Below are 12486 nucleotides of genomic sequence, written 5' to 3'. Positions count from 1 at the left end.
AGTTAAGACGACGCATGAATTTGCGGGAAATCCTGAGTCATATCATCCCCGGAGAACAGATCGTCCAGCGAGCTGAGTGTGCCATCTTCTTCAACTTGATACACCGACATTTTCTCGCCGTTTACCGTCAATTCAATGAAACAGCCCCAGCAATAGAACTGGTGGGAACCAATCTTTCCGATATCTTTGGAGTTACAGTTTGGACACTTCATATAATACATTCCACCTATCCGTTAACAATATTAATGGCTTTTTGTAGCCGTTCTTCGCTCATTGCAGGAACCATTAGAGCATTCTCACCAATGGACATCTCATCAGAACAAGGCAGCCATTTGCGGCCTTCGATCAAATCAGTCACAAGCCCGTCACTGATTTCCAGCGCTCCTATTGTGTTTCCCAACTTTTGGTCAAAATAAACATCCGATATTCGTCCAAGTATAGTTCCAGTTGTAGTCAGTACTTTCAAATCCTTAAGTTTGTTCTTTCCTAATAGAAAAGTACAAGGTATATGATCGGCATCTGTCTTATCAATCGACTCTTTACTACGAATCATGACAGCATCCTCGCCGTAGGCCACAATATCTTTCCATGCCACAAATTTCACATGGCCACCAAAAAAAGATTTGCTTTCCAGTTCAATACCCGTAATATTCCAGTTTGAATCGAGTAGAATATCGACAATCTTGCCGATTTCATTCCCCTCTTCAACTTCAAATACAGCCAAGCCGATCAGATCTTGTAGTCTCATGGCTGCCTCGGTCCCCTCACTTTGAGTGTACTTACGAGTTCTCAGAAAGCCAAAAGCCCGAATCGCCCCGATACAGATCGAAACCTAGAGTAACTAGTCTCATTTACGTAGGCGATTCAAAATGGTTTCAACTTTTCGAGCAACGTACTCGATTTCTTCAGTAGTATTACCCAAACCGATACTAAATCGAATCGCAGACTCTAAAATATTTTGGGGAAGTCCCATTGCTTTCAGAACATGAGATATTTCCAGGGATCCTGAGGTGCAAGCCGAACCACTTGCTGCCGCAATCCCCTCCATATCCAGGTTCATCAGCATAACATCTGTCCCAGCCCCTGGGAAGCTCAAATTCAGAATACTAGGCAAAAACTCCTCGGTATTACCGTTAAGCGAGTAACGCTCCCGTCCAATCAGAGTATCCAGCTCCTCGAGCAGTCTACTGCGTAGGAGCTTCATATTCTGTTGACGTTCTGACAGACCCTTAACCGCTATTTCAACGGCTTTGGCAAACCCAGCTGCTCCTGCTAGATTCTCTGTTCCGGCACGTCTGCCGCGCTCCTGAAGGCCGCCATGAAGTCTTGGATGCAGTGGCGCTCCGCTTCGAACGTATAAACCACCGATCCCTTGAGGCCCATTGATCTTATGAGCAGTAAAGCTCATGTAATCTACAGGAAGCTCTCGGAGTGTAATAGGGAGTGCACCTAGAGCTTGTACAGCATCTACATGGAACAGAATTCCCCGTTCTCTAGCAAGCTGACCAATCTCCTGGATAGGCTGAACGGTGCCGACTTCATTATTGGCATACATTACGCTGATCAACACCGTGTCTTCCTGCAATGCAGCCTCTACGTCTGTAACAGATACCCTACCCGTCGAATCCACAGGGAGATAGGTAACTTTGAAGCCTTCCTTCTCTAGCTCTTCGCAGGTATGTAACACTGCATGATGCTCGATCTGGGTGGTGATAATATGTTTTCCTTTATGGGAAACTGCAGCTGCTGCTCCATAGAGTGCTAAATTGTCACTCTCGGTGCCGCCTCCAGTGAACACCCACTCGTCAGGTGAACAGCCCAAAAAGGCGGCGATATTATCGCGCGCCCCGTTCAATATTCTTTTAGCTGAACGCCCGAACTGATGTACACTCGATGCATTTCCGTATTGTTCTGTCATTATATTCAGCATGACCTTAGCCACCTCGGGATGAACCGGGGTTGATGCGGCGTGGTCCAAATAGATGGATTTCATATTCATTTCTCCGCTTCTAGAGTATAGGAAACTAGTTCTTCTAAAAATATAAGAAGGTATAAGTTTCACATTATACATTATCCTTATATTTCTCGCTTAAACGCTAACCGTCCTAAAAAGGACGCCGAAGGCGTTTATACTTGGAACTATTAAATTATACCGCGCGAGAAGTGAGTTTTCCACAAGCGAAAGAACACAATATTGTAATCATTTCCCTATGAAGCTAGGATTATAGTAGCCAGTTCTCTTCAGAGGTTACCTCAATGCCATTTTTTCTAAGTAAAGCTGTAGTAACGCCATTTCCGGCTATTTTCTTCCCTTTGAATTCCCCATTATAAATCATACTGCTGCCGCAAGAAGGACTGTTTTCTTTAAGCACTACCATCGTAGCTGATACCTCTTGGGCTTTTGCAAGCGTGATATAAGCACCCTTTAAATACATATCTGTAACATCTGTACCTGATCGATCCACTACTTTAGCCGTCCCTGCCAGCACATCCTCGCCATTCCCACCAATGATTTCGGCTGGTTCTCTAGGCGTTGAGAATCCTCCCAGCAACTCTGGACACACAGCAATCGCTTGATTATCATTCAAAAGCTTCTGAATTTTCTCATCCAAACAATCCGTACCATTATATCTCACCTTCATGCCAGCTAGACAAGAGCTTACCAAAATCACCAATGAGCACCTCTTTCTTCATTCATTCCGCTTCGTTTATAATAAGAAATATTCCGAGCATAACATGATGAAATTAAGCTGTAAACGGAGTGAACTTCTAATCTACTGACTGGGGAGTGTAAATAATGTGCGGACGCTATACAATAACCGTCACTATGGAAGAGTTGATGGTCAGATATTTTGCGAATGATTCAACCATTATCCACTATGCACCTAAATATAACGCCGCGCCCATGCAGCAAATTCCGGCAGTCATTCATACAGGTTCCAGCAATAAGCTCGGGGAACTGCGTTGGGGCCTGGTTCCTTCATGGGCAAAGGATGACAAAATCGGCAATAAAATGATCAATGCCCGGGCAGAATCGCTGCTGGAGAAACCTTCTTTCAAGCGCTTAGTAAGCTCACGCCGCTGCATCATCCCATCTGACGGCTTCTACGAATGGAAGGTGCAGGGCAGCAGCAAACAACCCATGCGGATCGTGATGCGCGATGGAGGTATTTTCTCTATGGCCGGATTATATGATATTTGGATGGACCCTGAGGGTAATAAACTAAGTACCTGCACGATTATAACGACTACTCCGAACGAGCTTATGGCTGAAATCCATAATCGCATGCCGGTTATTTTGAAGCCTGAGGATGAGACAGAGTGGCTGGATCGGGGCAATCAGGACACTACCTCTCTAATAAAGCTCCTGAAACCGTATGATCAACAACTAATGCGAGCCTATCCAGTTTCCATGGCTGTCGGAAATGTTAGGAATGATGCAAAGGAATTAATTGAAGAGGCGCAGAAATAGAAGGATAATTTATAACGTAAGCATATAAATTCTTATATTTAAAAAAACATCTTAACCCTGCGGCATAACCGCAGAGTTAAGACCATCGACGCTCGATCTTAGACCGGCGTCTCATCAATTGATGAGACATCTGGAGAAATCTATCCGCATACAGCCCGGAGGAAAGATTGTTTCGGATATGCCATTCGCCATTCATCCTAATTCTGTCCCGCAGTGCTGGATCATGCATTAAAGATAAAGCAGCATTCACAGCTTCATCCAGCTGCCCTCTTGTGTATATTTTTCCAGTATGATTATTAATGACAAGTCTCCGAATGCCATCCGAATCCGTAGTAAGAACAGGACAACGACACAACATCGCCTCGGCTACTGCGTACCCAAACCCCTCGAGAATAGAGGTTGAACATAGCAGTCCACCCGAGTCACCAATAATGCTCATATAATCTGCCATTTGCCCGTGAGAAACATTGGAATGCGAAATCAAACGTGAGGAAATCCCTGTCTCGGCTACAAATTGTTCGAAGCTCTCTTTTTGCTCCGGCTCAAACAAAGTATCGTCCTGAAAAATCCATAAATAAAGCTCGGGATGGATCGCCAGCAGCCGTTGTCCGATTTGTAGAAATTCTCTCCAGTTCTTATTCGTTTGAATTCGTCCCACCCAGCCGAGGATGGGAAAGCTTTTTGCGGGATAATTGGTATATCCAAACTGATCGCAATCGATCGGATTGTCAAAGCAATATTGACTAACAGATGGAAATCCACCTTTAAAAAGCGTCTGCAAATGAGTGGTTTCTGGATAGAGCAGTGCATCGGTTAGCTTGTGAATCCGCTCATTAAAATTACTAATAACTTGCTCCGCTTCATCTAAGGTCCCCAATCCCTGCACCTCAAAAACAAGCGGCCCCTTGTAACCAAACCCTCTAAACCTCTCCGCTAAGTAAATATCCGTACACACTACAATCAAGTCAAAAGCTTCCCGAGTGAGCAGTCCCCTGATCTCGTCATCATTATTGGTAATATAGGTTTGAATATTAGGGATATTTTGCTGCCCTTTTCCAGGGTGTGTGTACAACAAATGACACTCTACACCGCGATCATGTAATGCTTGGCAGCGCACTCGGTTCAGGGTCTGCATGCCGCCGCTCGGGTTGAAGAAGGTGAACAAAATCTTCATTACGATCACTCATTCACATATTATTTTAGGAAAAATAGATCTTCAACAAATCATACAAGTCTGTGCTTCGAAACAGCTCATTATAGTAGTGATTTTTAGTCGATGGGACATGTCTATGCCGGAATCCAATCAAGCTATGATCATCTGTATAATAATTGGAGATCGTGTCTCCACCGGTAGTAATCAAAGCCTCCAGCATGTATTCAATATCGAGTGCTCCAATGAAAATCTTGGGACCTAAAACTATCGTGTAGGGAGTGGCCAAGTGCTCTAGCGCTCCACAAATCGCGTGCGACTCCACAACTCCTGGCATGTAAACAAACTCTGTTGCAGGATGAGGGATTGAACCTATTAGAACAGATGGTTGACCCGTAAGTGATAAATCCAGCACCCGACACTCATAATTGCTATACGTCTGTTCATACAAATTCTCTATCCTCGCTATTTCCTCCGCACCAGCATTTACTACAGGATATAAAACGGTAATCATAGGACGAATCCCTCTACGGAATCGCGCCTGATGGCGGGTCAAGTGGTACGTATATCTCCATCTCCGATGATTTTCAGTGGAATGTAACTGTGCAGATACACTAAAGGTAGAGTCCACACGATAATTCACCAGCTCCACGGGGATAAAGCGAATATCACAATGTTCAGCAAGTCTCAGCCAGTAATCATAATCCTCCACCGGCTCCATTCCGTACCCCCCAACAAGCTTCGCAACCTGCGATTTGTACATGAAAGAAACACCAATAAGCGAGTAATCCAGCAATCTCTCTTTGGGCTGTGACTGGTAATTTCGCTGAGTAGCTAGCTGATGCTCGTTATGAAGTAGGTTTCCATCGTTATCTATACTTTGAAAAGAACTGTACACGATTCCTAGTTCCTGCGGCCCCTTCACAAGTGCCCCTCGAAGGATTTCGAGAAAACGGGGTTCATAAACATTATCGCTGGAGACCCAGCTCAAATACTGAATACTCGGTTCGCTAAATAAAAGATCAAAGCCCGTATTCAGCGCATGTGCAATACCCCTGTTCTGTACATAAGAGATAATAGTTACCCTTGGATCCTCAGCAATTATTGATCTCACAAGCGGTTCCATATCTGGTGCACCATCAATTACAATGATCAGTCGAAATTCGGTGAAGGTTTGGCGCAGAACAGACTCCAGAGCTTGCCGGAGGAATTCCGGCTTTTGGGTATACAAAGGCATAACTACTCCTACATCCGCCATGATTTTTACCTCTCTCTACATTGGAGTATAAAATTAGTATATTTAAATTCCACCTTTGTGCCTGTGTGAATGCCTCTAAGAGGATTTATTGCGCCTAAAAAAGAAGCAACCACCCAATTCTCATCGGTGGTTGCTTCTTGATTTCCCCAAAATACTGTTATACAGGTAAAGAAAGTGCGGTAATCTCCGTTAATTCAGATTGAAGCACTCTCTGTTCTGTAACAAGATTTCCGAACTCATCCAATCCGTACATGGAGCACACCACATTAGCCAATGGATAAGGACTACTTACCTGAACCTCGTAAGCGACATTCCCTGCAATGAAGAACTCTCTGACATCAGAACTCATTGCTGGAACATAATAACCTGTGACATACAGTGGTGTTAGTGCAAGCGTTGAATATGGAACGCCGAAAACTTCGACGATCATCATTGCACTCGCGTTACTTGTGTTGCGAACGCTGACCACTACATTACTTGCTGCAGTACCAGTAGCTCTCGTATTAGTAATAAGACCTGTTGTAAAAGCCATTTCCATCACTCCTCCCCTCATTTTCTATCAATTTATTCAGGATTAATTTGTAAGTTGCGAGGCAAGAGGAAGGGGAGATTCATGGAATAATAGCATACCTCTCATATTTCCAATTTCCGCGATTTTTCTGATTCCCTTGTCCAAACACAATGAATCTCAATTCATATATATATAGCAAACTAATAAAGAGGTGAAGCTCATGGCAACAACAACAGGCATCATTACGAACACAGGTACTACCCCAGCATCCAACGTGGTCATTAATATCGATAATGACAACCTTAGTTTTTCATCTAACGTAGTCTATCACGTTTACGTATGGAATACCTTGGTTAGTAAAGGTTTAGTCTACTCCAACTCATTAAATGTTAATGCGAACACCAGCCAGTTTCTCAGTTTTAATATCGCAGGCAATTCAGCTTATGAAGTCCAATTTCTCGTAACTGGAAACGCACCGGCAGACACGATTATCACGGTGTTCGGAACGGATTCGTCAGGAAACGTCATCCCCCATCAAAGAGTGCTGCAATCCGAACTTACTTTCATAGCTCAGCTGAACCCGTAAGTAACGAAAACTCTATGACGAAAGGAGCTTAGCATGGCTAATATTCAAATTTCGCCGAGCGCAAGCGTTCAGTTTGAGCCCACTATCGCGGTAAATTGGCTTAATCCTTCAGTTATGGTTGCCGTAGCTGTAGATCTTCGATCAGGCCCTCCTAATATAGGTTTATACAAATCTATTGACGCAGGTGCCACTTGGACAACAACGTTATTGCCGTTACCGACAGGATTTGCAGGCATCGAAGCACCACATATTGATTATATTTTTCCGACCACTTTCGTAGTATTAGCCCACGCCTTCGATTCAGACGGTCTCAGCGGGTCGATCGTATCCTATACATCTGCCGACAATGCTTCTTCATTCGGACCGCCAGTCATCGTGAATCAAGGGTTTGGGCAGTTTGTAAATGATGATCAGGTGGTCGTTGTCACCGACAAAGCTGGATCAAGTCCTTTTTTTGGAAATGTATATACTGGTTATACGCATGATTACAACACACAATTCATACCGGGAAATACGATATTCTTCAATCGTTCCCTAGATAACGGTAATACCTATTCCAGCCCCTCCCTGCTGTCTTCGGTCGAAGAATTCGAAGAATTCCCCGGTATAGCGATTACATTAAATGGGATTGTTATCGTGGGATGGATCAATCAGCCTCCCGGTAATACTGATCTTAAAATTCGCACATCCTCAGACGGTGGGGTCACTTTTACTCCTGAAACCATGGTCGCCAGCGTTGTAGTCCCACCAGATCCATTGCCGGGATATACATTTAGATGTCTGACATACCCTTCCCTCGCAGCAGATATTTCTAATGCACCGACGACGCGAGGTAATGTCTATGCTGTATGGCAAGATTTTCGAGAAGGTTATTCCGATATTTTTCTTGCCACTTCCACCAATTTCGGTGTGGATTGGGGGGCACCAATATCCATTACAGGTAGTCCGGTGGGCTCCCAAAACTTTTTCCCAGCCATCACCGTATCCCCTGCGGATGGTGCAATATTCGTTACCTATTACACTAATCGAGTCAATCCCCTCAACCTTGATGTTTATCTAGCTACATCTAGAGATGGGGGGATGACGTTTACAAACACCCGTATAACGACAACTTCCTTTGACGTCACCGGTATTCCCCTAATTGGGGACTACATCGGCAATGCCATTGTCCCCCAAACAGGCCGTCTAGTGAGCGTATGGACGGACACGCGGACCGGTACAGAGAACATCTGGTTTGGTGATAATCAATAAGCTATTAATAAACTTCTGATGATTAATTAAAAGGATGCCGAGCGAATATAGGGCATCCTTTTTTTGCGTAGCGAGAGTAACCTGGACCTTTCTCCCGGTAATCGAGAAGACAAGCTTCATTGATTACTCTGAATGTGATTTTCCCATTAAAAAAGCCCCCAAAAAGGGGGCTTAAACATCGATAATGCTATAACTTTAAGTTTTTTATTCCAAATACATTAACTATATGTAGAACATATAGTTGTCCGCCAAGCTCTCTTCTTTATAATTAATCAAGTCATGAAGAGTCGTGGAATCTAGTACGTCGGCGATGCTATCGCGAATACGCAGCCATAAATCGCGTTTTGCTGCATCATCTTCTTCAGTAAAATCTACTGGAGAAATTGGGCCCTCTAGCACACGAATAATGTCACCCGCTGTGATAGCACTAGCCTCACGTGATAAAATGTATCCACCGTATGCTCCACGAATACTTTTTACAAGTCCTGCGTTACGCAGAGGAGCAATTAGCTGCTCCAGATAGTGTTCAGAAAGTCCATTTTTCTCAGCGATACTCTTAAGTGAGGTCGGTCCTTCACCAAATTTCAGTGCAAGCTCCATCATAATTGTTAGTCCGTAACGTCCTTTGGTTGATATTTTCAAAGGGGCACCTCTTTCGGTTTAGTGTCTAGTTATTGTATACTATTGATTCGGTAAGTCATGCGTTTGTCATATCAAGGTATTCCGATGATTACTCTTAGTTTATGTTATCATATTCGAAGTCACAAATGAAATGGCAAACGAAACATTTTGCAAGAATGTTCACCCCTGGTGGACATTTTTCTATTCTCAGCCTCTTATTTAAGGCTTTACAGTAGACAGGTATGTTATAATACATTTTGAGCCGGGTGTTCCATGAATGACCGGTATTTTGGGTACAGAAATGGTGATTACGATGACAAAAGCAAAACAAGACACCCGTGTCGTCGTCGGCATGTCCGGAGGGGTCGATTCCTCCGTCACGGCGCTTCTGCTCAAGCAGCAGGGCTATGACGTCATCGGCATCTTCATGAAAAATTGGGACGATACCGACGAATTCGGAGTATGTACGGCCGAAAGCGATGCAGAGGATGTTCGCCGCGTATGCGAGCAGATTGATATTCCTTACTATACCGTTAATTTCGAGAAGGAATACTTCGACAAAGTATTTTCTTATTTCCTCGATGAATATAAAGCCGGCCGGACGCCGAATCCAGACGTCATGTGCAACCGAGAGATCAAGTTCGGAGAGTTCCTGAACAAAGCCCTTCAGCTTGGCGCCGATTATGTAGCGACTGGACATTATGCACGAGTTATAGAAGAAGATGGTGTGTACAAGCTACTCCGCGGTGTAGACAACAATAAAGACCAGACCTATTTCTTGAATGCGCTGGGACAGTATCAACTCTCTAAAGCAATGTTCCCGATTGGTCATCTTCCGAAACCGGAAGTTCGGAGAATTGCCGAAGAAGCTGGACTCTATACTGCCAAGAAAAAAGATAGCACAGGCGTTTGCTTCATCGGTGAGCGTAACTTCCGCGAATTCCTCAGCCAGTATCTTCCAGCGCAATCGGGTGATATGGTAGATATAACAACTGGAGAAATCAAAGGTCGCCACGATGGACTTATGTACTATACATTGGGTCAACGCCAAGGCCTTGGCATTGGTGGCTCCGGTAACGGTGAACCTTGGTTTGTAGCCGAAAAAGACCTTAGCCGCAACATTCTTTATGTAGTTCAAGGAGACAAGCACCACAGCCTGTACTCCACTAGTCTGATTGCCTCCGGTGTAAACTGGATTAACGGGCAAGAGCTAGGTCTTGAGCCGCTAAAATGCACCGCCAAATTCCGCTATCGCCAGCCTGATCAAGGCGTGACCCTTACAACACGGGAAGACGGAACGATAAACGTAGACTTTGATGTTCCACAAAAAGCGATAACACCTGGCCAAGCCGTTGTCTTCTATCTTGGTGAGCAATGTCTTGGTGGCGGAACGATAGAATATGCCGAGAAGGTTGTTCCTTCAGCGCAAGCTTAAGTGTATTCTATAACTTACAACATTAACTCTAATATACGAAAACACAAGAAATAGCTGTATTTTATACAGCTATTTCTTGTGTTCAGAATCCCTTTTCGATTTAGTTGTAGTATGTACAGTTAAAATCACCCGATAACCCTTATTTATCTTCACATCCGGAAAATAGATGTATGAAGTACTGTTATATTACATTCTTAGCTCTAACATTTAGGTTTTAGTTGCATGAAATACAACTAACCGACTTTGAAGCGAATAATAACCAAATGAACGCTTCAAAGAGAAACAAACAAACAGCAGTTCAGTAAGCTCTCCCTGAACTGCTGTTCTGTGTTGTTTCTACTTACTGAGCTACTGCAGCTTTATCCGCGGAAACTGCAATGTCATTATAGTAAAGTCCAGTTCCATCACCAATTCCATAATTCAGTATACGGTTGTTGACCGGAACTAGGGCCGCACGATAAAGCGTAGGGAATACAGGAATCTCGTTAACCATAAACTGTTGCCATTCTTTATAGATCTCTTTACGTTTATTTACATCGAATGCATCCTCGGAGACTCCTTCGGTGAGCAAACGATCATTCTCTGCACTCGAGTAACGCGGGAAGTTAAAGATCGCGTCTTTACCATAAAGACCTGTTGGGTCAACATCAATCCCTACAGTCCAAGCACCTTGGTAAACATCCACAGAAGGATCATCCTCACCATTTTGTCCAACACGATCATAGAACGTATTAAATTCTACCATCTCCAAATTCACATTCAGACCAATCGCTTTCCAGGATTGTACATAATATTGAGCCAATGGTTCTGCAATGTCCGATCCTGTCATCGAGATGAAATTAATCTTCAGCTCACTGCCATCCGGATTCGTTCTAAATTCACCGTTAAGTTTGTAACCAGCGTCATCCAAGATCTTCTTAGCAGCTTCTGGATCATAAGGTACACCTGGATTAGAAGCATCATGGAATTCCGGATGAGAAGGTGGAATTAAAGTTGTCGCATTCCAGCGAAGACCACTATAGAATTTCTTACCCACTGTATCATTGTCTACAGCAGCCCACATGGCTTTACGCAGGTTCACATCCGCCATTTTAGCTTTAGGATCGGTAGCAACGACTTTTTTCTCTGCATCCCATTTACCTAGCTTAAATCCAATATACGTATATGCACGGTCAACAGCACCGAGATACTCGACATTTGACATTTTTGCATTATCTGGGAATTGATCGATAGGGAAGGCATCCACCAAGTCAACTCCACCAGACTTCAGTTCTTGCACAACAGTCGTAGGGTTGATTACCTTCAAAATTACTTTATCCAATTTAGGTGCGCCGCGCCAGTAATCTTCATTCTTAACGAATACTACAGACTCACCAGGAACGATACTTTCCACTTTAAAAGCTCCGAAGCCAATTGGCTTTTGACGAACTTCAGGGGATGAGGAGATTTTGGCAACATCCATACCACCAAAGATATGTTTAGCTAATGGATAAATCCATATGCCACCCGTTAACAGGGAAGGGGAAGATTTAAGATAAGTAATTTGCAGCTTCTTCTCACCCAGAACTTTAATACCAGAAATGGTCTTTGCTTTTCCGGAGTGGTATTCTTCCATACCTTCAATATTCGTAAAGTCAGAGCCGTAACGTGGACCATCATATTTCGGATTACCAATAACCTCATGCGCGAACAGCCAATCTTCTGCTGTCACTGGCTTTCCATCCTGCCAGTTCACATTGTCGCGAATCGTAAAGGTAAAGGTCCGTCCATCTTCTGCTACTTCATAAGTTGCTGCACCATCATTCGTGTACACATAGTCTTTGTCCCAAGTTAACAAGCCTTCATCGAACCAATTCAGCACTTCAGAATCTGGAGCTCCAGAATAGAAGTTCAAGTTCAAGGTACCTTCAAACGGACTGTCGGAAACGAGTCCAAAAGTAATTGTTCCGCCATCAATAGCTTCACCTTGATTAGTCTTAATGTTACTGAAATCCTTAATGTTATAAAGTCCGTCTTCTGCTTCAGGTGCTGCCGTCGCTTCTGCGGTTTCCGCAGGAGCACTGGCACTTGGTGCTGCTGTTGACTCAGCCGCTCCGTTGTTGTTCTTGGAGCCGCAAGCCGCAAGAGCGAACAACATTACTAACATCAATGAAACTAGTAAAGCTTTTGAACGAATGGCTTTTCTCATTTAATCATTTCCTC

The 12486-nt window shown here is 43.8% G+C and carries 13 protein-coding genes; 4 read left to right on the top strand and 9 right to left on the bottom strand.

The features are described from left to right. Positions 1–2: 2 nt before the first annotated feature. The 4 genes from MKX35_RS10075 to MKX35_RS10060 form a co-directional block, all read right to left on the bottom strand. Positions 3–212, bottom strand: coding sequence for a hypothetical protein (locus tag MKX35_RS10075; protein WP_036677557.1), 210 nt, complete (start codon positions 210–212; stop codon positions 3–5). Positions 213–226: 14 nt separating this feature from the next. After that, a complete protein-coding gene (locus MKX35_RS10070; protein ID WP_042191050.1) occupies positions 227–748 on the bottom strand; it encodes a PRC-barrel domain-containing protein in 522 nt (173 codons plus the stop codon). A 99-nt stretch (positions 749–847) separates the two neighbouring features. After that, positions 848–1993, bottom strand: a complete 1146-nt coding sequence (locus MKX35_RS10065) for a cysteine desulfurase family protein (RefSeq protein WP_042191052.1) — start codon at positions 1991–1993, stop codon at positions 848–850. Between the two features lie 229 nt (positions 1994–2222). Then, complete coding sequence (locus MKX35_RS10060; protein WP_076299720.1) at positions 2223–2672, bottom strand: DUF523 domain-containing protein; 450 nt, start codon at positions 2670–2672, stop codon at positions 2223–2225. 125 nt (positions 2673–2797) lie between these two features. On the opposite strand from MKX35_RS10060, the gene MKX35_RS10055 reads away from it, so the two are divergent. Then, a complete protein-coding gene (locus MKX35_RS10055) occupies positions 2798–3472 on the top strand; it encodes an SOS response-associated peptidase (protein ID WP_076299696.1) in 675 nt (224 codons plus the stop codon). Between the two features lie 76 nt (positions 3473–3548). Here the strand turns inward: MKX35_RS10055 and MKX35_RS10050 are convergent, their stop codons facing one another. The 3 genes from MKX35_RS10050 to MKX35_RS10040 all read right to left on the bottom strand — a co-directional run bounded on the left by MKX35_RS10050 (position 3549) and on the right by MKX35_RS10040 (position 6412). Continuing rightward, complete coding sequence (locus tag MKX35_RS10050; RefSeq protein ID WP_076299697.1) at positions 3549–4646, bottom strand: glycosyltransferase family 4 protein; 1098 nt, start codon at positions 4644–4646, stop codon at positions 3549–3551. Positions 4647–4671: 25 nt separating this feature from the next. Further along, a complete protein-coding gene (locus MKX35_RS10045; RefSeq protein WP_076299698.1) occupies positions 4672–5880 on the bottom strand; it encodes a glycosyltransferase family 2 protein in 1209 nt (402 codons plus the stop codon). A 157-nt stretch (positions 5881–6037) separates the two neighbouring features. Continuing rightward, positions 6038–6412, bottom strand: a complete 375-nt coding sequence (locus tag MKX35_RS10040) for a hypothetical protein (protein ID WP_042191060.1) — start codon at positions 6410–6412, stop codon at positions 6038–6040. Positions 6413–6611: 199 nt separating this feature from the next. On the opposite strand from MKX35_RS10040, the gene MKX35_RS10035 reads away from it, so the two are divergent. Both MKX35_RS10035 and MKX35_RS10030 read left to right on the top strand, forming a co-directional pair. Continuing rightward, the gene (locus tag MKX35_RS10035) at positions 6612–6977 is read left to right on the top strand and encodes a hypothetical protein (RefSeq protein WP_042191062.1); all 366 of its coding nucleotides are present in this window, start codon (positions 6612–6614) and stop codon (positions 6975–6977) included. A gap of 33 nt (positions 6978–7010) precedes the next feature. Then, positions 7011–8228 carry a sialidase family protein gene (locus MKX35_RS10030; protein ID WP_076284828.1) on the top strand — a complete coding sequence of 406 codons (1218 nt, stop codon included), beginning with the start codon at positions 7011–7013 and terminating at the stop codon, positions 8226–8228. A gap of 222 nt (positions 8229–8450) precedes the next feature. On the opposite strand, the gene cymR is transcribed toward MKX35_RS10030, so the two are convergent. Beyond that, on the bottom strand, positions 8451–8870 hold the full coding sequence (gene cymR, locus MKX35_RS10025; RefSeq protein ID WP_042191066.1) for a cysteine metabolism transcriptional regulator CymR: 420 nt from the start codon (positions 8868–8870) through the stop codon (positions 8451–8453). Between the two features lie 292 nt (positions 8871–9162). Between cymR and mnmA the strand changes: the two genes are divergently transcribed. Beyond that, positions 9163–10284 (top strand): tRNA 2-thiouridine(34) synthase MnmA, encoded by a 1122-nt coding sequence (gene mnmA / locus MKX35_RS10020; RefSeq protein WP_076299721.1) that lies wholly within the window; start codon positions 9163–9165, stop codon positions 10282–10284. A 340-nt stretch (positions 10285–10624) separates the two neighbouring features. Here the strand turns inward: mnmA and MKX35_RS10015 are convergent, their stop codons facing one another. Then, complete coding sequence (locus tag MKX35_RS10015; RefSeq protein ID WP_076284829.1) at positions 10625–12472, bottom strand: oligopeptide ABC transporter substrate-binding protein; 1848 nt, start codon at positions 12470–12472, stop codon at positions 10625–10627. Positions 12473–12486 lie beyond the last annotated feature (14 nt).

It is taken from the genome of Paenibacillus sp. FSL R5-0923, assembly GCF_038009145.1.
GTDB lineage: Bacteria > Bacillota > Bacilli > Paenibacillales > Paenibacillaceae > Paenibacillus_AQ.
Note: the sequence above shows the minus strand (reverse complement) of the source record. Positions and strands in the feature narration are given on the sequence as shown.

Excerpts from the sequence above, each read along its gene's own strand:
- MKX35_RS10065 (WP_042191052.1), bottom strand. The coding sequence starts at position 1,993 with ATGAAATCCATCTATTTGGACCACGCCGCATCAACCCCGGTTCATCCC.
- MKX35_RS10050 (WP_076299697.1), bottom strand. The coding sequence starts at position 4,646 with ATGAAGATTTTGTTCACCTTCTTCAACCCGAGCGGCGGCATGCAGACC.
- MKX35_RS10030 (WP_076284828.1), top strand. The coding sequence starts at position 7,011 with ATGGCTAATATTCAAATTTCGCCGAGCGCAAGCGTTCAGTTTGAGCCC.
- MKX35_RS10070 (WP_042191050.1), bottom strand. The coding sequence starts at position 748 with ATGAGACTACAAGATCTGATCGGCTTGGCTGTATTTGAAGTTGAAGAG.
- mnmA (WP_076299721.1), top strand. The coding sequence starts at position 9,163 with ATGACAAAAGCAAAACAAGACACCCGTGTCGTCGTCGGCATGTCCGGA.
- MKX35_RS10055 (WP_076299696.1), top strand. The coding sequence starts at position 2,798 with ATGTGCGGACGCTATACAATAACCGTCACTATGGAAGAGTTGATGGTC.
- MKX35_RS10035 (WP_042191062.1), top strand. The coding sequence starts at position 6,612 with ATGGCAACAACAACAGGCATCATTACGAACACAGGTACTACCCCAGCA.
- MKX35_RS10075 (WP_036677557.1), bottom strand. The coding sequence starts at position 212 with ATGAAGTGTCCAAACTGTAACTCCAAAGATATCGGAAAGATTGGTTCC.
- MKX35_RS10015 (WP_076284829.1), bottom strand. The coding sequence starts at position 12,472 with ATGAGAAAAGCCATTCGTTCAAAAGCTTTACTAGTTTCATTGATGTTA.
- MKX35_RS10045 (WP_076299698.1), bottom strand. The coding sequence starts at position 5,880 with ATGGCGGATGTAGGAGTAGTTATGCCTTTGTATACCCAAAAGCCGGAA.
- MKX35_RS10040 (WP_042191060.1), bottom strand. The coding sequence starts at position 6,412 with ATGGCTTTTACAACAGGTCTTATTACTAATACGAGAGCTACTGGTACT.